We start from the raw sequence: 23608 nt of genomic DNA, 5'->3' as shown, positions 1-23608 counted from the left end.
GATCCTGGTGGTCAGCGGGAACGGTGTTTGGTGGTCAGCTCCTCCAGCTGGGCGACGGCCTCGTTGGGGGAGGGCAGCGCGAACATCTCGTCGCGCAGCGCGGCGGCCCGCTCGGTGAACCGGGGCTCGGTCAGCAGCCGTGCCACCGCGTCGCGCACACCGTCGCCGGTGACCTGGGTGGTGTGGATCTCCAGGCCGGCGCCCTGCTCCGCGAGCTTGCGGGCCAGCGTCGGCTGGTCGTGGTGGTAGTGCAGGGCGAGCTGGGGGACCGGGTGCCGTGCGGTGGTGGCCAGCGTGGCGGCTCCGGCGTGGTGTACCACGGCCGAGCAGGTCGGCACGATGGCGTGCCAGGGCACGTAGGACACGATGCGGACGTTGCCGGGCAGCGTGCCGAGCTTGTGCCGCTCCGAATCGGCGACGGTGGCGACCACCTCGATGTCCAGTTCGGACAGTGAGCCGAGGATGTCGGACAGCGGGACGTTGTACCCGTTGAAGATCTCCGTCGCGGTCAGGCCGAGGGTGAGTGCCACCCGGGGCCGCTCGGCCGGCCGCTGCAGCCAGTCCGGGACCACGGCCGTGCCGCCGTAGGGGATGTACTGCGTGCGCAGGTAGTTCAGGCCGGCCGCCTCGACCGAGAGGCTGAGCGGGAACTGGTCGATCGTGAAGTGACCGGTGACCATGTCCTCGGAGAACTCGCCACCGTACTTGCGGGCGTAGCTGCCCAGCCAGTCGGCGAAGGGGTCCGTGCGTGCCTCCGGCGGCTGCTCCTCCCGCCTGCGCAGGAAGTGCTCCCGGGTGGGACCCCACACGTCGACACCGAACAGCATCCGCGCGTGTGCCGCGCCGCTGGCCTTGGCCGCGATCGGGCCGGCGAAGCACAGCGGTTCCCAGATGATCAGGTCGGGTTCCCACTGCCTGGCGTACTCGGTGAGCCCGGCGATGAGCGGGAAGCTGGTGAGCCAGTGCCAGCCCTGCACGGCGTTGGCCAGTTCCGGTTCGAGGTACTCCCACGTGGCCCGCTCGTAGTCGTCGAACGCGTCGTACGGGGCGGGCAGGCCCTTGCGGCCGCGCTCGCGTTCCTCGGGCATGTCGGCGGTGATCCGCCACGGGTCGCGGTCCCGGCCGACCGGGACGGCGGTGAGTCCCGACTGGGTGATCGTGTCGGCGAACCTCGGCTGGCTGGCGACCCGGACCTCGTGACCGGCGGTGCGCAGCGCCCACATCATCGGCACCAGGTACAGAAAGATGCTCTTTTCTGGGCTCGTGGCGAGCAGGATGCGCATCGTGTGGTCTCTTTCGGGTCGGTGGTGGGCGGTTACCGGACGCGGTGCTTGACGGTCAGCTCCTCGACGAGGCCGACGGCCTCGTTCGGGCTCGGCAGGGCGAACATCTCGTCGCGCAGTGCGACGGCTCGCTCGGTGAACCGGGGTTCGGACAGCAGGCGGGTGACGGCGTCGCGGACGGTGTCGCCGGTGGCCTTGCTGGTGTGGATCTCCAGCCCGGCGCCCTGCTCGGCGAGCCGGCCGGCCAGGAACGGCTGGTCGTAGTGGTAGTGCAGGGCGAGCTGGGGGACCGGGTGCCGGGCCGTGGTGGCCAGGGTGGCCGCACCGCCGTGGTGGATGACGACCGAGCAGGTGGGCGCCAGCGCGTGCCAGGGCACGTAGGACACGACCCTGGTGTTGTCCGGGATCGTGCCGAGCTTGTCCTGTTCGGACTCGGCGACGGTGGCGACCACCTCGACGTCCAGTTCGGACAGTGCGGCCAGCAGGTCGGCAAGCCCGACGGTGTAGCCGTTGAACGACTCCGTCGCGCTCAGTCCCATGGTCAGTGCCACCCGTGGCCGCCGAGGCGGCTCCCGCAGCCAGCCGGGCACGACGGCGGCGCCACCGTAGGGGATGTACTGGGTGCGGACGTAGTCGAGGTTCGCCTCGACGCCGAGGCTGCGCGGGAACTGGTCGATGGTGAAGTTGCCGGTGACCATGTCCTCGGAGAACTCGAAACCGTACTTGCGACCGTAGCCGCCCAGCCACTCGGCGAACGGATCCGCCCGCCCGGCGGGCGGCTGCTCGGTCCAGCGGCGCAGGAAGTGGTCGCGGGTGGGGCCCACGACGTCGACCCCGAACAGCATCCGCGCATGTGCGGCGCCGCTGGCCTTGGCGGCCACGGCGCCGGCGAAGGTGAACGGGTCCCAGATGACCAGGTCGGGTTCCCAGCGTCTGGCGTACTCGGTGAGCCCGGCCACCAGCGGCGCGTTGGTGAGCCAGTGCCAGCCCCGGACCGCCTCGGTCATCGAGGGCAGGAGATAGTCCCAGCTCGCCCGGTCGAAGTCGGTGAACACGTCGTAGGGAGCCGGAATCCCGGCCCGGTCGGCTTCGTGATCGGCGTCGCCGCGGCCGGCTGCCCGGCCACCGCGGTCCCGGCCGACGGGAACCGCGGTCAGCCCGGCCTGGGTGATCGTGTCCGACAGCGAGGGGGTGCTGGCGACCCGCACGTCGTGACCGGCCGTGCGCAGCGCCCACAGCATCGGCACCAGGTAAAGGAAGACGGCTCGTTCCGGGTTGACGGCCACCAGGATGCGCACGGTGCCCCCTCTCTGCGTCGGTTCGCGGTCAGCGGGTGGTGGCCGTGCTCTCCGAGATCATGGCGCCGGCGAGCCGGTCCAGGCCTTCGAGCAGCGGCACCCGCGCGGTCCATCCGGTGCTGGACTGGAAGGCCGACGGGTCGAGGACGAAGTCGAGCAGGTCGGTGGGCATGGAATGCTCGGCAGGCTCCACCGAGGTCACCGGGACCGGCGCGTCGCCGGTGCGGGTGGCGACGGTCTTGGAGATCATCCCGAACAACTCGGCGACGCTGGTCGCCTGACCGCTGCCGATCAGCCACGGGCGCCCCGCGGTGACGTCGATCTGCTGGTAGGCCGTGATGAACGCGCTCGCCACGTCGTCGACGCAGATCAGGTCCCGCTTCACGGTGCCGTCGTGCCACATGGTCAGCGGCTGGCCGGCGAACGCGCGCCGCATCATCCCGGCGACCACACCGCGGTCCAGCGAGGGGGAGTCCGACCCCTGCGTGTACAGCGTGGCCAGGCGCAGCGAACTGCCGCGGATCAGGCCTTCGGCGTGGGCGTTCAGGATCGCCTTCTCCGCCTCGAGCTTCTGCTTGTCGTAGGTGGTCAGCGGGCGGTCCGGCTCGCTGCCGTCGATCCGGGCCTTGGAGACCCTGCCCGCCTGCGACATCGATCCGGCGAACAGCACGATCGGCGCAGTGGCACGGCGTTCCGTGCGAATGGCGTCGACCAGATCGTGGACCAGGCCGGTGTTGACCCGCTCGGCGACCGGGTCACCGGAGGACACCCGCCACGTGCTGGCGCCGCTGATGTGGGCCACGAGGTGGAACACGGTGTCGGCACCGGTCACGGCCTCGGCCACGGCGCCGGGCGTCGCGAGGTCGAGGGTGCGGACCTCCACGTCGGCTTCGCACGAGCGGGGCACCGTGGTCTCGCGGCGGCCGACGAGCCGCAGCCGGACCGGCTGGGAGGCCAGCATCCGGGTGATCGCGGTCCCGAGCAGGCCCGACGAGCCGAGAACGGTAATGAGTGGTTTCGCCGCCTGCTTGCCCACGGATTCTCCTTCGGTCACCTATGGGTGGGAAACGTTCCGGTAGCCGCGGCAGCGCGTGCGAATGACACCACGGCATTTCTCGGGGAATGCCGGAATGAGCCCGGCCAACCCGTTTCACTTCTCCGGTGAATACAGTCTGGTCGGTGCGGGCGCCGAACGTAAGGTTTGCCGGACGGCGATTTGCCCTCCGGCGGCGTCTCGCTGGCGGGACGCCGCTCAGCTGCCCGTGGGTGCGGGCGCGGACCGGAAGCGGTCCCAGACCATCTCGCCGTCCGCCTTGGGCAACGCGGCGATGTCGCGCAGGTCCTCGACGGTCAGCCGCAGCCGTGCGGCGGCCGCGTTCTCCTCCAGCCAGCGCAGCCGCCGGGTGCCGGGGATGGGCACGACGTTGTCGCCGTGGGTGAGGGTCCACGCGATCGCCACCTGGGCGGGGGTGGCGCCGTGCCGCGCGGCGATCCGGTTCAGTCCGTCGACGATGGCCTGGTTGCGTGCCATCGCCGCGGCGGCGAAGCGGGGATCGCGCTTGCGCGAGTCGTCCTCGCCGAGCTGGTCCTGGTTGACCCGGCCGGACAGGTAGCCGCGGCCGATCGGGCAGAACGCCAGGAACCCCACGCCGTTCTTCTGCGTCCACGGCAGGATGTCGTCGAGGCTCTTGGTGACCCAGACCGACAGCTCGTACTGGATGGCCGTGATCGGGAAGATCGCGTGGACCTCCTCGAGCTCCTCCGGGGTGGCGTGCGAGATGCCGAGACCGCGCACCTTGCCCTCGGTGACCAGCTCACCCAGCGCACCCCAGGACTCGGCCAGGGGCACGGCGGGGTCGACCCGGTGCAGCTGGTACAGGTCGATGGCGTCCACCCGCAGCCTGCGCAGGGAGGCCTCGCAGGCCGCGCGCAGGTGCTCAGGACTGCCGTTGCGGCTGAACTTGCCGTCCGGACGGGGGACCAGGCCGCACTTGGTCGCGATCCGGACCTTGTCCCGGTGCGCCGACAACGCGCGCCCCAGCAGGTACTCGTTGCTGTAGGGGCCGTAGACGTCGGCGGTGTCGAAGATCGTGATCCCCAGTTCGACCGCCCGGTGGAGCACCCGGATCGACTCCTCGTCGTCGCGCTCCGCGGGGCCGTAACCATGTGACATCGAACTACAGCCGAGGCCGATTTCGCTCACAGAAAATCCGTCTGCGAGGGTGGTCTGCCGCATAACTCAACTCCCAAATCTACCTCGGTGGGTGATCTAGGTTCCGTCTTGAAAGTACCGCGATCGATCGCGTTTTCACAGCCGCGCGGACGACGTATTCAGTGCTGCCGAAATGAGCGGCGAGGTGTGGCCGTCAATGCGATTCTTCGATGAACTCGGCCGCCAGCCCGGGGGTGGCGCCGGAGATGAACGAAAGGGCCTGCTTCGTGCTGACGTCCGGTGCTCGATAGTAGCGGTCGCCGGCCGCGGTCGGAATCCCCACGGTCACCCGGCCACGCAATCGCTGGAAGATGGTCTGCCGCACCCGCCAGCCGATGACCGCGCGGGAGAGCAGCACGGACGTCGCCCGCGCGGTGACCCCGCTGCGCACCACCAGGTACGGCCCCACCAGAGTGTGGCCGAGTGCGCGGTAGGCCACCAGTGCCAGCACCCACATCAACGGCCACGTCCACAGTGGAATGACCCAGATGTCGTCGGGCACTATGTCGATGGCGCCGAGCCAGAACAGGATCCCGGCCACCGCGGCCGGTACCCAGGTCGCCCACCAGAGCCGCCGGGTCAGGGCACTGAACGGGTGCCGGTTCAGCGGCACCTCCAGCGGTCTGAGCCGTCCGGGGATGACGTAGGTCGCCGCGTGCAGTGCCTCGTGCAGCGGCCCGCGGGGAAGGATGTTCGCCGTCTCGCCCTGCGAGGCGGCCTGCAGCCCGGTGGTGATGACCTTCGTCTCCGCGAGCTTCATCCACCGCCACACCAGTGGTTCGCGGATCTGGATGCCGCGGATCCGGCGGGCCGCCCGGTGGACCGTGCGCGTACTGAGCAGGCCCTGGCGGGTGAGCAGCGTGGTGCCGTCGGTGGAGTTGGTGGTGCGCACCAGCTCGAAGTTCCAGTGCCGGACGAAGAACTCCACGGCGCTGGCGAAGACACCGAGCAGGAACACCACGCCGACGCAGGCCGCGATGGTCCAGCCGACGCCGAGGTCGGCCCACACGATGAGGTCGTGCGCGACCTCCAGCAGGTCGATGCCGAACGTCTGGAAGGAGAAGTAGTTGGTGACCAGCAGCAGCGCGCCGTAGAGCAGCGACCAGACGTGGATGTTGTAGAAGTTCCAGTACCAGTGGATGCGGGAGATGAGGGTCTCCCCGCTGTCGTCGGCGGGCTGGACGTCCTGTTCGGGCAGCAGCTCGTGCCGGAGCTGGTCGGCGGCCTCGCGGGACAGCGCGTCCAGCTTGAACGCCGAGGACAGGGTCGCCTGCGCGGATCCGATGTGGACCACGCGCAGCTTCACCAGCCGGTGCCGCAGTTTCGCGCTGGTGTCGACGCTGCGGATGCGTTCCCTGGGAACGTGCCGGTACTGCTTGATGAACAGGCCGGTCCGGCGTTCGACCCGCTCGTCGGTGATGCGGTATCTCGTGGTCAGCCAGCGCAGGAAGTCCCGGATCGTGCTGATGAGACCGATCGCGCTGAGGATCAGCAGCTCCCAGATCGGGCCGTCGGGGGACACGACCAGGCCGATCAGGCCGGGAATCGAGGAGATGATCCCCTTCGCGGCGTTGATCCAGACCACCCGGAAGTTCAGGCCCAGCCAGGGGATGTCCGGCTCCGCTGCCGTCTCGGGCTCGGCGGGCAGGGTGGCGGGCTCGTCCGCCGTCGAGGTCACCGGGCCCGTGGTCATGTCGCGTCCCCGGGGGTGACCTGGGTGATCTCGTTGAGGTGGCGGACGGTCTCCTCGGCCACCGCGACCGACAGTCCCTCGATCGTGATGCCGCCCTCGCCCGAGGCGGTGGTGACCTTCACCGTCGCCAGGCCGAGCAGCTGCTGCACCGGCCCCTTGACGGTGTCGATGCTCTGGATGCGGGATATCGGCACGATCCGCCACTCCCTGGTGATCCATCCGGTGAGGGAGTAGACGGCCTCGTCGCTGGTCTCCCAGCGATGGACGAAGTAGCGGTAGGTCGGCATGAAGAGCAGGTTCACGACGTAGATGCCGGCGATGACCCAGATGATCGGGCCCAGCCACCGGTTCGTCGACTCCCACATGAAGTAGGGGAACAGCAGCACACCGAGCGTGCCGATGCCCCAGAAGAGGGTGTTGAGCGTGCGCCAGACGATGAACTTGGGGTCCAGCCGGTGGCGGGGTGAACGGATCCTGAGCAGTTCGGCGTCGATCGGCGGCTGTGGTGTCTCGGCCGCCTGCTCGGTCCCCGGGCTCTCGGTCATGTCGCCATCGTGCATCAGCTCATCCACGGCAACAACGGACCGTGGCCCGTCCGGCGGCGTCGTTTCCATCGCGGTGGGGTCCCCTTCGTCTCGCTGGCGGGACGGCGGGGCTCAGCCGCGTCCCGCCACCAGTTCCTCCAGTGTGCCGACCAGCCGGCTCGGTGTCGGCATGGTGAGCATCTCTTCGCGCAGCGCGGCCGCGGAGTCCCGGAACGAGCTCTCCTCCAGCAGCCGGAGCAGGTTCTCCCGCACCAGCGCGCCGGTGGCCTCCTTCGCCGGCACCGTGAGACCACCACCCTGCGCGGCCAGCGCCCTGGCCAGGTGTGGCTGGTCGGCGTCCCAGGGAAGGGACAGCTGCGGCACGCCGCGCACCGACGTGGTGGCGAGCGTGCCGATGCCGGCGTGGTGGATGACCGCGGCGCAGGAAGGCACGAGGTGGTTCATCGGGGCGAACGCGACGAGCCGGGCGTTGCCGGGCACGCGGCGCAGCTTCTTCTGCTCGGCCTCGGCGATGGTGGCCACCAGTTCGATGTCCAGGCCGCCCAGCTCGTCGAGCAGGTCCTGGACGTCGACGATGTAGCCGCCGGCGCGCTCGGAGATGATGCTGGTGCCCAGGCTCAGCGCGACCCGCGGCTTGGCCGGCGGCGGGTCCCACAACCACGGGTCGACGGTCGCCTGGCCGTTGTACGGGACGTACTGCAGCGGCAGCCGGGCAAGGCCGGTGGCCAGGCCCAGTGAGCTGGGCAGCGGGTCGATGGTGTACTGCCCGGTCACCAGTTCCTCGGCGAACTCCACGCCGTACTTGGTGGTGTAGGCGGTGATCCAGTCGGCCAGCGGATCGGCACGGTCGCCTGTGGGTCGCTGTTCCTTCAGGCGCAGGAAGTGCTCCCTGGTCGCGCCGAACACGTCGACACTCCACAGCAGGCGGGCGTGGGCCGCGCCGGTGACCTGGGCGGCGATCGGGCCCGCGTAGTACCCCGGCTCCCAGATCACCAGGTCCGGCCGCCACTGCTCGGCGAACCCGACCAACTGGTGGATGGCCGAGGCGTTGAGGATCTTCCACCAGGCGATCGTCGTGGCGTAGCCGGAGCGCATGTAGTCCCACTCGATCTTCTCCGGGTGGTCCACCACGTCGTGCGGCGGGGGGAAGCCGGTGTTGTCCTCCTCCAGCACCTCTTCCTGCTCGGCGAAGGCGGGGTTGCGCCCGAACCGCCTGCCGATGGGCACGGCGGTGAGTCCGGCCTGCCGGATCGACGGGGCGAACTCCGGCTGGCTGGCGACGACCACCTCGTGACCGGCCGAACGCAGCGCCCAGGCCAGCGGAACCATGAAGTGGAACAGGGTTTCCGCGGGCTGGGTGCCGAACAGGACACGCATGATCTCTCCTTCGGGTGCGTCTCGGGACGGGTGCCGCGTGGCGCCGGCATGACGAAGGCCACCGCCGTCACCGTGCGACGGCGGTGGCCTCCTCGGGGCCTGTCGCAGGCATGACCCGCGGTGACCGCGGAGGTCAGCTCCCGGTCTTGGCCTGTCCGTTCTCCTCGGCGGCAGGCTGGCCGTTGCCCTCGGCCTTCGCGGCCTCCTCGGCGTCGACCTCGGCGACGATCTTGACGATGAACTCGGCGAGGTCGCGGAACTCCTCGCCCTCGGTGAAGTCCTCGAACTTCTCCAGCAACTTGCGGTTGGTGGTGTTCTCCACCTCGAGCAGGACCTGCACCACCGAGAACGAGTCCAGGTCGCGCAGGCTCTCCGGCTCCGGCATGTCGGGCTGCTCGGCGCAGATCATCTTGGCGATGTTGCGCACCATCGCCTCGACGTCGTCGACGTCGGTCAGATCGACCTTGGTGGCGAGATCGTTGTCGGACATGTCTGGACCAGACCCTTCTTGTTCATTCCTTCGTGCGACCGAAGCGACGACATCGACGACATCGCGGGAGAAAGGGAAATACGATGGCCGGGTCGGCGCCTCGAGCGAGTGGGTGGGAGACCGTCTGCCAGGTGGGCAGCCCGAACCCGAACCGACAGTAGCCAAGTCCCGGTACCGGGTCAATGAATCCGCTGTCCGTGAATTATGGCCCGTGCGTGAGCGAATACATAACCGGGATCTCGCTGTCAAGGTCGTGCGCCTTTCCTTTCGTCCCGCTGGCGGGACGCCCGATGACCGTCGCGGACCGAAGGCCGGCCTGCCTTGCCCTGCCGCTGCCAACTGGGCTGGAATGGGACGGCCGAGACCGCTGCGCGGCCGGCGGAAATGCGAGGTCAGCGTTGCTTGCCGCGTGGTCGGCCGGTGTGATCCGATAAGGACGGAAGCGAGTGCTTCCTCCGGAAATGCTTCCGGGCGCCGGTGTCCTGCCGAGCAGATCATTTCAATTCGATGTCCCCTGAACTAGTTCATTGTTGGCCGGATTACGGCTGGCCCTGACGGAGGTGACCTGCCTGATGACGCAGTATGTCTGGGGTTATTTGCCCGAGTACGAGAAGGAAAGGGACGACATACTGGACGCGGTCGACACCGTCTTCCGCTCAGGCAAGCTCGTCCTCGGCCCGAGCGTGAAGGCGTTCGAGGAGGAGTACGCCGAGTACCACGGCCTCGCGCACTGCGTGGGTGTCGACAACGGGACCAACGCCATCGTGCTCGGCCTGCGCGCGCTCGGCGTCGGCCGGGGCGACGAGGTGATCACGGTGTCCAACACCGCGGCCCCGACCGTACTGGCCATCGACGCCGTCGGCGCCACCCCGGTGTTCGTCGACATCGACCCAGACACCTACCTGATGCGGGTCGACCAGGTGGAGTCGGTGATCACCGAGCGCACCAAGGCCCTGCTGCCGGTGCACCTGTACGGCCAGTGCGTCGACATGGCCCCGCTGGAGGCCATCGCCGCCAAGCACGGCCTGCCGATCCTGGAGGACTGCGCCCAGTCGCACGGCGCGCGCCACCACGGCCGGATGGCGGGCACGATGGGCAAGGCCGCCGCGTTCTCCTTCTACCCCACCAAGGTTCTCGGTGCCTACGGTGACGGCGGTGCCGTCATCACCGACGACGCCGAGACCGACGCCAAGCTGCGCAGGCTGCGTTACTACGGCATGGAGAAGGTCTACTACGTCGTCGAGACCCCCGGCTACAACAGCCGGCTCGACGAGGTGCAGGCGGAGATCCTGCGGCGCAAGCTGACCCGTCTCGACGGCTACCTCGCCCGGCGCCGGGTCATCGCCGCCCGCTACGAGGAGGCGTTCGCCGGAACCGAGCTGATCACGCCGCGGCTGGCCCCGGGCAACGACCACGTCTACTACGTCTACGTGGTGCGCCACCCCAAGCGCGACGCGATCATCGAGGCGCTCAAGGAGCACGACGTCTCGCTGAACATCAGCTACCCGTGGCCGGTGCACACCCAGTCCGGGTTCGCGCACCTCGGCTACCAGAAGGGGTCGTTGCCGGTCACCGAGGAGGTCGCCGACCAGATCTTCTCGCTGCCCATGTACGCGTCGCTGTCCGACCTGGAGCAGGAGCGGGTCGTCGGCCTCGTCCAGGACATTCTCAAGAAGGTCTGACGGTCTTCGTTTCTCGGGTCGGGACCGCGAGTACAGCTCCGCGGCCGGCGGTAATCCACTTCGGACGACAGGAGGGCTCACGAGCATGAAACGACTCGCGGTTCTGCCCGGGGAACTGGACAACCGGCCCTGGGCACCGGACAGCACGCTGATGTCCATCAGCGACTTCCACGCCTGGTGGGCGCAGCGGATGGCAGCGGGCCACTTCTCGGTCGAGCGCAAGCCGTTGACTGCGCTGAAGGACTGGCACTTCGAATCCGACACCGGCAACCTCGCGCACGCCAGCGGGCGGTTCTTCACCATCGAGGGACTGCAGATCCGCAGCGGTGGCGTGGAAACCGGTTCGCAGCCGATCATCAACCAGCCCGAGATCGGCATCCTCGGCATCGTCGTCAAGGAGTTCGACGGCGTGCTGCACTGCCTGATGCAGGCCAAGATGGAGCCGGGCAACGTCAACACGCTGCAGCTCTCGCCGACCGTGCAGGCGACCAGGAGCAACTACACCCAGGTGCACAAGGGCAGCACCACGCGCTACCTCGAGTACTTCGTCGGCCCCGGCCGCGGGCAGGTGCTCGTCGACGTGCTGCAGTCCGAGCAGGGCGCCTGGTTCTGGCGCAAGCGCAACCGCAACATGGTCGTGCTGGTGACCGGCGACGTCGAGGTGCACGAGGACTACTGCTGGCTCAGCCTCGCGCAGATCGGCGAGCTCACTCAGGTCGACAACCTGGTGAACATGGACGCGCGCACCGTGCTGTCCTGCATGCCGTTCTCACTGCCGGGGGAGGCCGACGCCCCCACCGGCGACGACTTCCGCGACGCCCTCATCCGCTCCTACCAGTACCAGCCCGACCGGTCCGCGCCCGCCCGGCACACGGCGGGGGAGATCCTGAGCTGGTTCACCGAGGCCAAGACCCGCTGCGACTGGTCGGCCCGGCTGGTTCCGCTGGCCAAGGTCAGCGGGTGGACGCGTGGTGAGCACGAGATCGCCGACCACGAGGAGCGCAGCTTCCGCATCATCGGCGTCGAGGTCGAGGCAGGCACGCGGGAGGTCAAGAGCTGGCAGCAACCGCTGCTCTACCCGCGCGGGGAGGGGCACGCGGCGTTCGTCGCCCGGCCCATCGACGGCGTGCTGCACCTGCTGGTGCAGGCCCGGCCGGAGTACGGGCTGATGGATATGGTGGAGATGTCGCCGACCATCCAGCTGCACCCCGGGCAGACCGTGTCCGACATCAAGGAGCCGTTCCTGCGGGACTTGCTCGTCTCCGGTGGCGGGACCACGCACTACGACCGGATGCTGTCGGAGGAGGGTGGCCGGTTCTACAACGCGCTGACCCGCTACCAGCTGATCGAGGTGGGCCAGGACTTCCCGGTCGACGTGCCGCCGAACTTCTGCTGGATGACCGTGCGGCAGCTGATCGACCTGCTGCGGCACGGTCACTACCTCAACATCGAGGCACGCAGCCTGCTGGCCTGCATCCACAGCCTGTCCTGACGGAGGCGGTCCCGGCACATCGAAACGACGGCAAGGAAGGGATCAGGCGTGCGACTGCTGTTCACGACCGCGCCACTCGGGGGCCAGTTCTTCCCGATGGTCCCGCTGGCGTGGGCGGCGCGGGTCGCCGGGCACGACGTGCTGGTGGCCACGACGGAACGGTTCGCGCCGGTGGTGCTGCGGTCCGGGCTCCCGGTGGTGTCGTGGGGTGACCCGCCCGGTTTCGTCGACCTGGTCGCCGACCAGCCGGCGGCGTCGCAGGACACGGTGCTGGCACGGCGCCGTGCCCACGGCAGGGCATTCGGCCGGATCGCGGCGGACTGCCTGCCCGGCGCACGATCCGTCGTCGCTGCATGGAAGCCGGACGTCGTGATCAGTGAGCGGGCCGAGTTCGCCGGGCCGCTGGCGGCCGCGGCACTCGACGTGCCGAGGGTGAGCTTCCACTGGGGGGTCGCGCCGCTCGCGGAGTACGCCCCCGAGGTGGCGGCGCAGCTCGGCGGCGACGACGTACTCGCCGGCCTGCCGGAACCGATGGAGACGCTCAACCCCTGGCCACGCCGGATGCGACTGCCGTACGCGGCGGGACACCGGGGGATCCGGGCGGTCGCCTACAACGGCGACGCCCGTGTCCCGGACTGGCTGCTGGGCGAGCCGCCGCGCAGGCGGATCTGCGTCACGTTCGGGACCCTGTTGCCCCGGATGGCCGCGCTGGGACTGCGTGACGTCGTCGCGCCGCTGCTGGCCCGGCTCGCGCTCCTGGACGCCGAGCTGTGTGTCGCGGCCGACGACGACGTACTGGCGCAGTGGCCGGAACTGGCCGAGCACGCCGTCCACATCGGACGCCTGCCGATGGCGCAGTTGCTGCGTACCTGCGATCTGGTGGTCAACCACGGCGGACAGGGCACCGTCCTGACGGCGCTGGAGGCCGGCTGCCCGCAGCTCGTCCTGCCGCACATCGACGACCAGTTCGACAACGCCGACGCCGTCGTGCGCGCGGGGGCCGGCCTCAGCCTGGCGCTCGACGAGATCACCCCCGAGCGGGTGACCAGCCGGTGCCGGACCCTGCTCGAGGACGACCCCGGAGGCGGCAGATCCGCGAGTTCGGCGGGACGGACGTTCACGGCGGCGGCGGGTAGGGTCTCCGACGAGATCGCCGGGCAGCTCTCGCCGGTCGAAATCGTTGACCTGCTGGGGAAGCTGGTGGGCTGATGCGCACTCCATCACGGACAATCTTGGGAGTTGGTGGACCATGTCGAGCACGATGACGATCACCGAGACGGCGATCGCCGATGCCTACCGGATCGTGCCGAAGCAGTACCCGGACCGTCGTGGCCGGTTCCACGAGGCGTTCCGCGCGGACGCGCTGTCGGAAGTGATCGGCTACCCCTTCGTCGTCGGTCAGGCGAACTACTCGACCAGCTGCAAGAACACGGTGCGCGGGATCCACGGGACGGCCTTGCCGCCGGGACAGGCGAAGCTGGTCACCTGCGTGCGTGGCGCGGTCATGGACGTGGTGGTGGACCTGCGGGTCGGGTCGCCGACCTACGGTATGTACGACGTCACCCACCAGGACGAGGACTCGGGCATCGCGGTGTACCTGGCCGACGGTCTCGGGCACGCGTTCATCGCGTTGACCGACAATGCCTGCATGAACTACCTCTGCTCCGAGGAGTACGTGCCAGGGACGATGCTCGAGATCAACCCGATGGACCCCGATGTCGGTATCCCCTGGCCGCTGACCGGACCGGCGATCATGTCCGACAAGGACGGCGGGGCGGTGAGCCTGAAGCAGGCCGAGGCGGATGGTCTGTTGCCCACCTATGACGAGTGTGTGGCGCACTACGCGGCGCTGAAGGCCGGAAGGCCGCCGCGGCTGACCGCGAAGTGACCTGCCTGCCCCTGTCCACCTCCGACCACCCGGAGCTTTCACATGATGAGTGACAACACAGCCCAGCGGGTACGTTTCGGTGTCATCGGCTGTGCTGACATCGCGTGGCGGCGGACCCTGCCGGCGATGGTGGCGAACCCCGCGATCGACGTCGTCGCGGTCGGCAGCCGCGACCTGGCGCGCGCCAGGACGTTCACCGACCGCTACGGCGGGGAACCACTGGGCAGCTACCAGGCGGTCGCCGAACACCCCGGCGTGGATGCCGTCTACATCCCGCTGCCGCTGATGATGCACGCGGAATGGGTGGAGAAGTGCCTCGAGGCCGGCAAGCACGTACTGGTCGAGAAGCCGATGACCGACGGCTACAAGGAATCGCACCGGCTGATGGACCTCGCTCGGTCACGGGGGCTCCTGCTGCTGGAGAACTACATGTTCCTCCACCACACGCAGCACGCGGAGGTCCGTAAGATGATCGCCGAGGGCGACATCGGCGAAGTGCGTGGATTCAACGGGTTCTTCACCATCCCGCCGAAGCCCGACGGCGACATCCGTTATCAGCCCGACGTGGGCGGGGGTGCCTTCCTCGACTTCGGCGGCTATCCGATCCGCGCCGCCCTGCACGTGCTGGGCAAGGAGCTCTCGGTCGTCGGCGCGGTGTTCCGGGAGACCGCGGACACCGGCGTGGTGATGTCGGGCAGCGTGTTGCTGACCAGCCCGGAGGGAATTCCGGCGCAGCTGTCGTTCGGGATGGAGCATTCGTACCAGAATTCCTACAGCGTGTTCGGCAGCACCGGGCGGCTGCTGGTGGACTGGGCGTTCACGCCTCCGGAAACCCACCGGCCGGTCGTGCGCATCGACCGCCAGGACCACCGCGAGGAGATCACGCTGGCCGCCCATCACCAGTTCGCGAGCATCATCGGGTCGTTTGTCAACGCCGTGCTGAGCGGCGAGGAACTGCGGGCCGAACAGGAGGGCACCCTGGAGCAGGCCGCGCTGATGGAGCAGGTCTCGCAGCAGGCGGTCCGGATCAAGATCTGACGTTGCCAGGCCCACCATGAGGCCATCGCCGGTTCCGGCGATGGCCTCGCCTCGTTTCGGCGTCCGTACCGCCAGCGGGACACCGATCCGGGGTCGTGCGCACTTCCATTCGGAGGTGCTCATGGGTCACACTCGTAGTCGTGTGGTCGCACGGACTGAATGCTGCGGCAAAGCATTCGGAAGTCCATTTCGACGCGAATCTGTTTTCCTAGTCGCTGGCCCGGTCTTTCAGGAGTCTCAATGCCCAACACGTCCCAGTGCCGCGTGTGCGGTGGAACCGTTACGGAGTTCTTCGACTTCGGCCGGCAGCCGCTGTCTGACGCGTTCCTCAAGCCCGGTACCGACTTCGACAAGGAGTTCTTCTTCCGCCTGGCGGTCGGCCTCTGCGAGACCTGCACCATGGTGCAGCTCATGGAGGAGGTACCCCGTGACCTGATGTTCAACGAGTCCTACCCGTACTTCTCGTCGGGCTCGACCTTCATGCGTAACCACTTCGAGTCGCTGGCCAAGCGCCTGCTCACCACCGAGCTCACCGGTGCGGACCCGTTCGTCGTCGAGATGGGCTGCAACGACGGCGTCATGCTGAAGACGCTGGCCGACGCGGGCGTCCGGCACCTCGGCGTCGAGCCCTCGGCCAGCGTGGCCGACGTCGCGGCCTCGAAGGGAATCCGGGTCCGCACGGCGTTCTTCGAGCTGGAGACCGCGCAGGACATCGTGAAGACCGAGGGCAACGCCGACGTGATCTACGCGGCCAACACCCTGTGCCACATCCCGTACATGGACTCGATCCTCGACGGCGTCGCGGCGCTGCTGAAGCCGACCGGGGTGTTCGTCTTCGAGGACCCCTACCTCGGCGACATCGTCGAGCGCACCTCGTTCGACCAGATCTACGACGAGCACTTCTACTTCTTCACCCTGCAGTCGGTGCAGGAGATGGCCTCGCGGCACGGCCTGGAACTGGTGGACGCCGAGCGGCTCACCGTCCACGGCGGCGAGGTGCGCTACACGCTGGCGCCCAAGGGCTCCCGCAAGCCGACCCAGGAGATGCTGGACCTGCTCGCACAGGAGAAGGCCCGCAAGCTCAACGACCGTGCCACCCTGGAGGCCTTCGGCGCCAAGGTGCTCAAGATCCGCGAGGACCTGGTCGCGCTGCTGACCCGCCTGCGCGACGAGGGCAAGCGCGTGGTCGCCTACGGCGCCACGGCCAAGAGTGCCACCGTCACCAACCTGTGCGGCATCGGCCCGGACCTGGTCGAGTTCGTGTGCGACAGCACGCCGGCCAAGCAGGGCAGGCTCAGCCCCGGTACGCACATTCCGGTGAAGGAGTCGGCGGCGTTCTCCGCTCCCTACCCCGACTACGCGCTGCTGTTCGCGTGGAACCACGCCGAGGAGATCATGGCCAAGGAGCAGGCGTTCCGCGACGCCGGTGGCAAGTGGATCCTCTACGTCCCCGAGGTGCACGTCGTCTGACGACGACTGTGAGCAACCGGCCCGCGTGACCGGACGGTGGTCACGCGGGCCGGACCCATCTGGTGTTTCCGGCCGCGGTGAAGGGAAGAGCGTGGGCACACGGAGCGCGAGCATCTTCAACTCGACGGTGGCCGGGTTCGCCATCGCCACCGCGTGGGAGGTGGGCGTGCTCGACGAGTTGCACGACAGCCGCCTTCTCGACCTTCCCGAGTTCTGCGAGAAGCAGAACCTGCACGAGCAGTCGGTGCGGGCGATGGTCACCGCGCTCGCCGCCGCCGACGTCGTCGTCCGCGACGGCGACATGGTGCTGCCGGGACCGGCCTTCGCCGAGGTCTACCAGGACAAGTCGTTCTTCCACTGGCTCACCATCGGCTGCGGCGAGCTGTTCTCGAAGATGCCGGCCGTGGTACGCAACGAGAACCGGGTGGGCCAGTTCTACCGGCGCGACGCCGCGGCGATCGGCTTCGCCTGCCGGGACATCAACCAGCGGGCGTTCGACCCGGTGTTCTGGGAGGCCATGGACGCGCTGGACTTCGACGTCACCACGGTCGCGGACCTCGGCTGCGGCAGTGGTGGCAGGCTGGCCCAGATCGCCGCCCGCTACCCGCACGCCCGCGGGATCGGCGTCGACATCGCGCAGTCCACCTTGGACAGTGCGGTCGAGTATGCCGGCAGCCTCGGCTTCGCCGGGCGGCTGGACTTCGTCCGCGGCGACGTGCGGTCACTCGAGCCCGACCCGCGGTTCAGCGAGGTCGAACTGCTCACCTGCTTCATGATGGGACACGACTTCTGGCCGCGGGAGGACTGCGTCGCCACCCTGCGCAAGCTGCGCGGTGCCTTCCCGAAGGTGCGGCGGTTCCTGCTCGGCGACACGGCGCGTGCCGACGGGTTCGCCGACCGGGACAAACCGGTGTTCACCGTCGGCTTCGAGACCGCACACGACCTGATGGGTGTGTACCTGCCGACGCTGGCCGAGTGGGAAGGTGTGTTCGCCGAGAGCGGCTGGCGGTGCGTGAACGTCCGCCCGGTCGACGTCCCCGCCGCGTCGGTCGTGTTCGAGCTGGCCTAGTGTCCTGAGTATCCTCGCGTCGTGATCCGCGACGCGACGGAAGCGGACGCGGTGGCGTGTGCGGCGATCTACGCACCGTACGTCACCGGTACCGCGATCAGCTTCGAGACCGAACCGCCGACGCCCGAGCAGATGGCCGGCCGCATCGCCGCCGCGCTGCGCACCCACGCCTGGCTGGTGCTGACCGAGGACGACCGGGTCGTCGGCTACGCCTACGGCGGGCCGTTCCGCACCCGGGAGGCGTACCGGTTCACCTGCGAGGTCAGCGTCTACCTGGAGCAGGGCCTGCGCCGCCGCGGCGGTGGGCGGGCGCTGTACGAGGCGTTGTTCGAGCGGCTGGCCGCCCGCGGCTACCGCACCGCGGTGGCCGGCATGACCCTGCCCAACGACGCCAGCGTCGGCCTGCACAAGGCGCTCGGGTTCACCGAGGTGGGCGTCTACCGTGGCGTCGGCTGGAAGCTGGACGCCTGGCACGACATCGCCTGGGTGCAGCGCCCGCTGGCCGCGCTCACGACCGGTGGTCCGCCGCCGGAGCCGCGCTGACCGCCTCCGGCCTGCGCGCCCGCCCGCGGGAGACGGCGACCCCGGCCAGGCAGAGCGCGCCGCCCGCCAGCGTCAGCACGGCGGGGATCTCGTCGAGAACCAGCCAGGACAGGCCGACCACGATGACCGGCACGGCGTAGGTGGTGGCGCCCATCCGGCCTGCGGTGGTGCGGGCCAGCGCGAACGCCCACGTGGTGAACGCCAGCGCGGTCGGGAACACCCCGAGGTAGACCATGTTCAGCGTCGCAGGCAGCGGCGCGGTGGCCGCCTCGGTGATCAGCGTCCCGGCGAACGGCAGGCAGGCGATCGTGCCGACGAGACAGCCGAACGTCGTCACCTGCAGTGCCCCGGCGTGGCGCAGTGCCGGTTTCTGCGCGACCACGCCGCCGGCGTAGGTCACCGCGGCGATCACGCAGAGTACGACGCCGAGCACCGAGGAATGCCCGTCCGCGCCCTGGGACATGGAGAACCCGACCACCACGGCGCCCGCGAACGACACGGCCATCCCGGCGAGCAGCCGCGGCGGCAGTCCCTCGCCGAGCAGGCGGCTGCTGAGCAGGGCGATGAGGATCGGCCCGATGTTGACGATCATCGCCGCCGTGCCGGCGTCGACCTCGCGCTCACCCCAGTTCAGCGCCACCATGTAGGCGCCGAACCAGAGCAGGCCGGAGCCGAGGATGCCCGGCCACGCCGCCTTCGGCGGGAAGCCGACCCGCCGGATCAGGCAGATCACGACCAGCACGAGCGACCCGGCCGCCAGCCTGCCCAGCGCCAGCGCGCCCGGCGAGTAGGACTCGCCCGCGCTGCGGATGGAGACGAAGGCCGACGCCCACAGGACGACGGTGACGGAGGCGGCCGCGATGGCCGGCCAGTTGCGCGAGCCGGTCTGCATGGGCCCGACGCTAGCCGGTGGCCACGACAGTCCTCACGCGGTTTTCCGACGTCGCGCTGGTCACTCCGCGGAGCGCGACTCGGCGGTCAGCGGCAGCTTGGCCAGCGTGCCGACCAGCACCGACAGGACCAGCAGGATGCCGCCGCCCCAGAAGAAGATGTCGTTGCCGTCCTTGAACGAGGCCAGCAGCATCTCGTCACTCACCGTGAAGCCCAGGATCAGGCAGACGACACCGACCACGGCGGCGGCGACGGCCATGATCGGCTCGGGCTTGATCTGCGGGTAGTCCACCTCGGCGCTCATGCCCGCAGTCTAGTCATCGCCGTGACGGCATCGCCGCCGCCCGGCCGGGGCCCGGCGGGATGTGGGCGGGAAGGTGGAGTTCGCGTGCCGGAGGGTGGGGTTCGCGTGCACGAGCGTGGAGTTCATACGGTGAGACGTCCCTCTCGGGGTACGGGCGCGCGAGTCCCACCGTCGTGCACGCGAGTCCCACGCTCCCGCACGCGAACTCCACCCTCCCGCACGAACCGAGCCGCGGACCATTGCCGTGAAGGGGGCCCTCACGGCATGAGACGCCGTGAAGGCCCCCTTCACGGCAGCGCCGCGGGAGCGGGTCAGTGCACCACCAGGCCCTCGGGCCGGGCCGGGGCCGCCGCGATGTGGAACAGCCGGGTGAAGGTTTCCAGGTGCTGCGCCGGGCCCTCGATGCCGACGTGCCCGCCGGCCAGCGCCTCGGCGGCGGACAGGCCGCCGTTGAGCAGGAGCAGCATGGCCATGCCCCGCGGCTTGATCACCAGGTCCGCGTCCGCGCACGGGCCCCGGTCGGCCTTGATGGCCCCGTTGTCGATCCGCGCGTGCACGATCAGCTCGGCAGAGTGCCGGATCTCCACGGTCAGCGCGGTGCCCAGCGCGGCCTCGGGGCGGAAGGTCGTGTACAGCGACAGGATCGCGGCGTCCGGTGTGAACACGTCGTCGGCCGCGGGCTCGCCGAGTGACCGCGCGCCCCACAGGCCGAGCTGCAGCAGGATCCGGTCCAGCTCGCTGCCGTACTCGGTCAGCTCGTAGACCACGGCCGCGTCGAGGTCGGGCAGGACCCTGCGGCGGACCACGCCGGCCTCCTCCAGCTCGTTGAGCCGGGCCGACAGGATGCTCCGCGCGATCTTGGGCAGGCCCCGCTGCAGGTCGGTGAAGCGTTTCGGGCCCAGCACGAGGTCCCTGATCACCAGCAGCGACCATCGTTCGCCGATGATCTCCATGGCGCGGGCCAGACCACAGAACTGTCCGTAGGTGCGAGCGGTCATGCGTTCCTCCGTGTCGTTGCCGGGTGGTGCCGGTCAGCTGGCCTTGAGGTGGCCGTCGGACAGCAGCTGCCGGTGCAGCAGCTGGAGTTCCCCGCAGGGTTCGACGCCGAGCTCCTCGTTGAGCCGGGCGCGCAGCTGGCGGTAGGACGCCATCGCGTCGGAGCGGCGGCCGCTGCGGCCGAGGACGCGCATCAACTGGCCGTGGACGCCCTCGTCCAGCGGGTTGGCCGCGGCGAGCGCACGCAGCTCGCCGATCAGCTCCCGGTGCGCCCCGCCACTGATCTCCGCCTCGATCCGCAGATCCTGGGCGTGCCGGCGCTGTTCCAGCAGCTGCACACCGTAAGCGGTCAGCAACGGTCCACAATGGACGTTGGCGAGCGGGGGGCCCGACCAGACCGCCTGCGCCGCCCGGAACCGGGCGGCGGCCTCCAGGAATTCCTGCCGGCGCAACAGGTCCCGGCCCTGCTGGCACTCCCGGTGGAAGGCGGACACGTCGACCTGCGCCGGTGCGATCCGCAGCTGGTACCCAGGCGTCCTGGTGACGAGCACGGCGTCGGGCGCGTACCCCAGCTGCTCCATGATCCGCCGCAGGTGGTGGACGTAGGTGTGCACCGTGGTGCGCACGCTGCGCGGCGGACGGTTCGCCCACAGCTCCTGGATGATCGAGTCGATGTGGATCACCTCACCGGGCCGGGTCAGCAGCAGCGCCAGCAGCTGGCGCACCTTCGGCGTGGTGGGTGCGTGGTCGGCGCCGTCACGGAGAACCTCCACGGGGCCGAGCAAGGTGAACGTGACCTCGTCCGGCCCGGTGAGGGGCCGCCGAGCGGAGTTGATCGCTGCGTCTCCCGTGTGCATGTCGCATGCCCCCTGCGGTTCCGGCCACGGTGGTTCGGCATCGACAGTGGCAGAGCGCCGCGGTCGGCGAACAGTGAGTCCGCCACCAGCGGCCGCGTGCGTTTCGCCCGGCCGGATGTGAAATTCACATGCCGGACCGGTGAGCCGGACACTGGGCGCCGCGGCCCGCGCGCAGCAAGATCCCATCAAGCGGCGTGCGGTGCGCCGGGGAGGCGGTGCGACCATGAGCGACCGGGTGCTGCATTTCCGGCGCCACCTGCGTGCCGAGGTCGATCCGGGCCAGGCGGCCTACCTGTTCTCCGAACGGGGTGTCGTCGCCATGCGGGGAGCGCAGATCGCCGCCCTCGCGGCCCTGCTGGACGGCACCAGGGACTTCGCGAGCGTGGTGCGGGCGCGGCCGGCGGGCATGGGACACGACGAGGTCGCCGCGTTGCTGGCCCGCCTGGTCGAAGCCGACCTGCTGACGGTGCGCGCGCCGGACGATCAGGTCACCGACGGGCGCGCGGCCGCCTACTGGGACGCCTGCGGGATCGACGCCGGCGCGCCGGCCGGGGGAGTGCACGTCGTCTCCCTCGGCGACGAGGTGGACGCCGGTGCCGTGAAGACCGCGCTGCTCGGCGCCGGGCTCGACCTCGCCCCGCGGCACCAGGCAGGCCCGGCTCTCACGCTGGTCCTGTGTGCCGACTACCTCGATCCCCGGCTGGCCGAGGTCGACGCGGCGCAGCGGGCCGCGGGCACCCCGTGGCTGCTGGCCAAGCCGGTCGGCTCCGAGGTCTGGCTCGGCCCCGTGCTGCGCCCCGGCGAGTCGGCCTGCTGGCACTGCCTGACGGCCAGGCTGTGGATCCACCGGCACGCCGAGGCGTGTGTGCAGGCCGAACTGGGACACACCGGCCCGGCGCCCGCACCGGTGGCCTCGGTACCCCCGCTGACGGCCGCGGCGGCCCACCTCGTGGCACTGGAGATCACCAAGTGGCTGGCCGGGTACCGCTACCCGGGGCAGGACTGCGTGTGGGTCCTCGACTCCCTCGACCTTCGGGGCACGGTGCACGAGCTGCGCCGCCGCCCGCAGTGCCCGGAATGCGGCGACCCCGGGCTGGTGGCCGAGCGCACCCGGCAGCCGGTGGTGCTGCGGCAGGCCCGCAAGATCGCCGGGTCCACCGGCGGGCACCGGACGTCCACACCCGCCCAGGTCCTCGACCGCTACCGGCACCTGGTCAGCCCGGTCACCGGGGTGGTCGCCGAGGTCGGCGCCGACCCGCGCAGTCCCGCGTTCGCCAACGCGTTCCGGTCCGGCCCGAACGTGGTCCGGGGCCTGACCGGCATGAACGAGCTGCGGGCCTGCCTGCGGGGTGCCAACGGGGGCAAGGGCGTCACCGCGCTGGACGCCGAGGTCGGCGCGCTGTGCGAAGCCGTGGAACGGTACTCCGGCAACTTCCAGGGCGACGAGCTGCGGATCCGGGGCTCGCTGCGGTCGCTGGGCGCCGACGCCGTTCACCCCAACGACTGCCTGCTCTACTCCGAGCGCCAGTACCGCGACCGCCGCGAGTGGAACCGCGACCACGCCGCGTTCCAGCACGTGTGCGAGCCGTTCGACGCCGGGGCCGAGCTGGACTGGACCCCGCTGTGGTCGCTCACCCGGCAGCGGCAGCGGTTGCTGCCGACCGGCCTGCTCTACTACGGCGCGCCCGACGACGGCGGCCTGCGGTGTGTCCGGGCCGACTCCAACGGCACCGCCGCGGGCAGCAGCCTGGAGGACGCCATCCTGCAGGGCCTGCTGGAGCTGATCGAGCGGGACGCGGTGGCGTTGTGGTGGTACAACCGCACGCCGGTGCCCGGGGTGGACCTCGCGGCGTTCGGTGACGGCTGGCTGGCCGAGATGCCCGGCCACCACGCGGGCCTGGGCAGGCAGCTGTGGGTCCTCGACGTCACCGCCGACCTGGGCGTGCCGGTGATGGTCGCGGTCTCCCGGCGCACCGGTGCGGGCGCCGAGCGCATCCTGTTCGGGTTCGGCGCACACCTCGACCCGGTGATCGCCGCACGCCGGGCGGTCAGCGAGCTGAACCAGTTGCTGCCGGTGGTCCTCGACGACGGCCGCCCGCTCGACGACCCCGACGCCAACCGGTGGCTGGAGCACGCCACCGCGGGCGGGCAGCCCTACCTCCGCCCGCTGGCGGAGGTACCGGGACGCGTTCCCGCCGACTTCCGGTACGAGCCCGCCGCCGACGTCCGCGACGACGTCGGCCGCCTGGTCACCCTGCTCGCCGGGCACGGCATGGAGACGCTGGTGCTCGACCAGACCCGGCCCGACATCGGGCTGCCCGTGGCGAAGGTGCTGGTGCCCGGCCTGCGGTCGTTCTGGGCCCGGTTTGCCCCCGGCCGCCTGTTCGACGTGCCCGTGCGGCTGGGCCGGCTCGCCGGGCCGACGCCGTACGCCCAGCTCAACCCCTACCCCCTGTTCCTGTGACACGCGAGGAGCACCG

The 23608-nt window shown here is 70.0% G+C and carries 21 protein-coding genes; 9 read left to right on the top strand and 12 right to left on the bottom strand.

The window, feature by feature from the left end; translation table 11 throughout:
• Positions 1-11: 11 nt before the first annotated feature.
• The 8 genes from EWH70_RS25090 to EWH70_RS25055 form a co-directional block, all read right to left on the bottom strand.
• Positions 12-1283, bottom strand: a complete 1272-nt coding sequence (locus tag EWH70_RS25090; RefSeq protein ID WP_130477972.1) for an activator-dependent family glycosyltransferase — start codon at positions 1281-1283, stop codon at positions 12-14.
• A gap of 32 nt (positions 1284-1315) precedes the next feature.
• On the bottom strand, positions 1316-2581 hold the full coding sequence (locus EWH70_RS25085) for an activator-dependent family glycosyltransferase (RefSeq protein ID WP_130477971.1): 1266 nt from the start codon (positions 2579-2581) through the stop codon (positions 1316-1318).
• Between the two features lie 28 nt (positions 2582-2609).
• Positions 2610-3617, bottom strand: coding sequence for an NAD-dependent epimerase/dehydratase family protein (locus EWH70_RS25080; RefSeq protein WP_240687215.1), 1008 nt, complete (start codon positions 3615-3617; stop codon positions 2610-2612).
• A gap of 216 nt (positions 3618-3833) precedes the next feature.
• Positions 3834-4784: an aldo/keto reductase gene (locus EWH70_RS25075; RefSeq protein WP_240687214.1), complete on the bottom strand. Its 951-nt coding sequence runs from the start codon at positions 4782-4784 to the stop codon at positions 3834-3836.
• A 163-nt stretch (positions 4785-4947) separates the two neighbouring features.
• On the bottom strand, positions 4948-6486 hold the full coding sequence (locus tag EWH70_RS25070; protein ID WP_130477969.1) for a PH domain-containing protein: 1539 nt from the start codon (positions 6484-6486) through the stop codon (positions 4948-4950).
• Complete coding sequence (locus EWH70_RS25065) at positions 6483-7031, bottom strand: PH domain-containing protein (RefSeq protein ID WP_130477968.1); 549 nt, start codon at positions 7029-7031, stop codon at positions 6483-6485. Before EWH70_RS25065 ends, EWH70_RS25070 begins: the two co-directional genes overlap by 4 nt.
• Positions 7032-7142: 111 nt before the next feature.
• Complete coding sequence (locus EWH70_RS25060; protein ID WP_130477967.1) at positions 7143-8408, bottom strand: activator-dependent family glycosyltransferase; 1266 nt, start codon at positions 8406-8408, stop codon at positions 7143-7145.
• A 133-nt stretch (positions 8409-8541) separates the two neighbouring features.
• Positions 8542-8898: a hypothetical protein gene (locus EWH70_RS25055; protein ID WP_130477966.1), complete on the bottom strand. Its 357-nt coding sequence runs from the start codon at positions 8896-8898 to the stop codon at positions 8542-8544.
• A gap of 572 nt (positions 8899-9470) precedes the next feature.
• On the opposite strand from EWH70_RS25055, the gene EWH70_RS25050 reads away from it, so the two are divergent.
• From EWH70_RS25050 to EWH70_RS25015, 8 genes are all read left to right on the top strand, one after another.
• Positions 9471-10580: a DegT/DnrJ/EryC1/StrS family aminotransferase gene (locus tag EWH70_RS25050; protein WP_130477965.1), complete on the top strand. Its 1110-nt coding sequence runs from the start codon at positions 9471-9473 to the stop codon at positions 10578-10580.
• An 85-nt stretch (positions 10581-10665) separates the two neighbouring features.
• Positions 10666-12072, top strand: a complete 1407-nt coding sequence (locus EWH70_RS25045) for an NDP-hexose 2,3-dehydratase family protein (protein ID WP_130477964.1) — start codon at positions 10666-10668, stop codon at positions 12070-12072.
• A gap of 48 nt (positions 12073-12120) precedes the next feature.
• Positions 12121-13281 (top strand): nucleotide disphospho-sugar-binding domain-containing protein, encoded by a 1161-nt coding sequence (locus EWH70_RS25040; protein ID WP_130477963.1) that lies wholly within the window; start codon positions 12121-12123, stop codon positions 13279-13281.
• A 40-nt stretch (positions 13282-13321) separates the two neighbouring features.
• Positions 13322-13960 (top strand): dTDP-4-dehydrorhamnose 3,5-epimerase family protein, encoded by a 639-nt coding sequence (locus EWH70_RS25035; protein WP_240687213.1) that lies wholly within the window; start codon positions 13322-13324, stop codon positions 13958-13960.
• A gap of 45 nt (positions 13961-14005) precedes the next feature.
• On the top strand, positions 14006-14998 hold the full coding sequence (locus EWH70_RS25030; protein ID WP_130477962.1) for a Gfo/Idh/MocA family protein: 993 nt from the start codon (positions 14006-14008) through the stop codon (positions 14996-14998).
• 240 nt (positions 14999-15238) lie between these two features.
• Positions 15239-16468, top strand: coding sequence for a class I SAM-dependent methyltransferase (locus tag EWH70_RS25025; protein WP_130477961.1), 1230 nt, complete (start codon positions 15239-15241; stop codon positions 16466-16468).
• Positions 16469-16559: 91 nt separating this feature from the next.
• Positions 16560-17537, top strand: coding sequence for a class I SAM-dependent methyltransferase (locus EWH70_RS25020; RefSeq protein ID WP_130477960.1), 978 nt, complete (start codon positions 16560-16562; stop codon positions 17535-17537).
• Positions 17538-17558: 21 nt separating this feature from the next.
• Positions 17559-18080, top strand: a complete 522-nt coding sequence (locus EWH70_RS25015; protein ID WP_130477959.1) for a GNAT family N-acetyltransferase — start codon at positions 17559-17561, stop codon at positions 18078-18080.
• Here EWH70_RS25015 and EWH70_RS25010 read toward each other — a convergent pair.
• The 4 genes from EWH70_RS25010 to EWH70_RS24995 form a co-directional block, all read right to left on the bottom strand.
• Entirely contained in the window at positions 18046-18972 is a 927-nt protein-coding gene (locus EWH70_RS25010; RefSeq protein WP_130477958.1) for a DMT family transporter, read from the bottom strand. The two genes, EWH70_RS25015 and EWH70_RS25010, sit on opposite strands and share 35 nt — an antisense overlap.
• 60 nt (positions 18973-19032) lie before the next feature.
• Positions 19033-19275: a hypothetical protein gene (locus EWH70_RS25005; RefSeq protein ID WP_130477957.1), complete on the bottom strand. Its 243-nt coding sequence runs from the start codon at positions 19273-19275 to the stop codon at positions 19033-19035.
• Positions 19276-19586: 311 nt separating this feature from the next.
• Complete coding sequence (locus EWH70_RS25000) at positions 19587-20273, bottom strand: winged helix-turn-helix transcriptional regulator (RefSeq protein WP_130477956.1); 687 nt, start codon at positions 20271-20273, stop codon at positions 19587-19589.
• Positions 20274-20306: 33 nt separating this feature from the next.
• Complete coding sequence (locus EWH70_RS24995; RefSeq protein WP_130477955.1) at positions 20307-21128, bottom strand: AfsR/SARP family transcriptional regulator; 822 nt, start codon at positions 21126-21128, stop codon at positions 20307-20309.
• Positions 21129-21351: 223 nt separating this feature from the next.
• Here EWH70_RS24995 and EWH70_RS24990 point away from each other — a divergent pair, with 223 nt between their 5' ends.
• On the top strand, positions 21352-23592 hold the full coding sequence (locus tag EWH70_RS24990) for a TOMM precursor leader peptide-binding protein (protein WP_130478116.1): 2241 nt from the start codon (positions 21352-21354) through the stop codon (positions 23590-23592).
• Positions 23593-23608: the final 16 nt, after the last annotated feature.

The sequence above is a fragment of the Amycolatopsis suaedae genome (assembly GCF_004214935.1).
GTDB lineage: Bacteria > Actinomycetota > Actinomycetes > Mycobacteriales > Pseudonocardiaceae > Amycolatopsis > Amycolatopsis suaedae.
This window is presented reverse-complemented; position numbering and strand designations above follow the sequence as displayed.

Excerpts from the sequence above, each read along its gene's own strand:
- EWH70_RS25060 (WP_130477967.1), bottom strand. The coding sequence starts at position 8,408 with ATGCGTGTCCTGTTCGGCACCCAGCCCGCGGAAACCCTGTTCCACTTC.
- EWH70_RS25050 (WP_130477965.1), top strand. The coding sequence starts at position 9,471 with ATGACGCAGTATGTCTGGGGTTATTTGCCCGAGTACGAGAAGGAAAGG.
- EWH70_RS25030 (WP_130477962.1), top strand. The coding sequence starts at position 14,006 with ATGAGTGACAACACAGCCCAGCGGGTACGTTTCGGTGTCATCGGCTGT.
- EWH70_RS25090 (WP_130477972.1), bottom strand. The coding sequence starts at position 1,283 with ATGCGCATCCTGCTCGCCACGAGCCCAGAAAAGAGCATCTTTCTGTAC.
- EWH70_RS25005 (WP_130477957.1), bottom strand. The coding sequence starts at position 19,275 with ATGAGCGCCGAGGTGGACTACCCGCAGATCAAGCCCGAGCCGATCATG.
- EWH70_RS25010 (WP_130477958.1), bottom strand. The coding sequence starts at position 18,972 with ATGCAGACCGGCTCGCGCAACTGGCCGGCCATCGCGGCCGCCTCCGTC.
- EWH70_RS25045 (WP_130477964.1), top strand. The coding sequence starts at position 10,666 with ATGAAACGACTCGCGGTTCTGCCCGGGGAACTGGACAACCGGCCCTGG.
- EWH70_RS25035 (WP_240687213.1), top strand. The coding sequence starts at position 13,322 with ATGTCGAGCACGATGACGATCACCGAGACGGCGATCGCCGATGCCTAC.
- EWH70_RS25065 (WP_130477968.1), bottom strand. The coding sequence starts at position 7,031 with ATGACCGAGAGCCCGGGGACCGAGCAGGCGGCCGAGACACCACAGCCG.
- EWH70_RS25000 (WP_130477956.1), bottom strand. The coding sequence starts at position 20,273 with ATGACCGCTCGCACCTACGGACAGTTCTGTGGTCTGGCCCGCGCCATG.
- EWH70_RS24990 (WP_130478116.1), top strand. The coding sequence starts at position 21,352 with ATGAGCGACCGGGTGCTGCATTTCCGGCGCCACCTGCGTGCCGAGGTC.
- EWH70_RS25070 (WP_130477969.1), bottom strand. The coding sequence starts at position 6,486 with ATGACCACGGGCCCGGTGACCTCGACGGCGGACGAGCCCGCCACCCTG.
- EWH70_RS25055 (WP_130477966.1), bottom strand. The coding sequence starts at position 8,898 with ATGTCCGACAACGATCTCGCCACCAAGGTCGATCTGACCGACGTCGAC.
- EWH70_RS25025 (WP_130477961.1), top strand. The coding sequence starts at position 15,239 with ATGCCCAACACGTCCCAGTGCCGCGTGTGCGGTGGAACCGTTACGGAG.
- EWH70_RS24995 (WP_130477955.1), bottom strand. The coding sequence starts at position 21,128 with ATGCACACGGGAGACGCAGCGATCAACTCCGCTCGGCGGCCCCTCACC.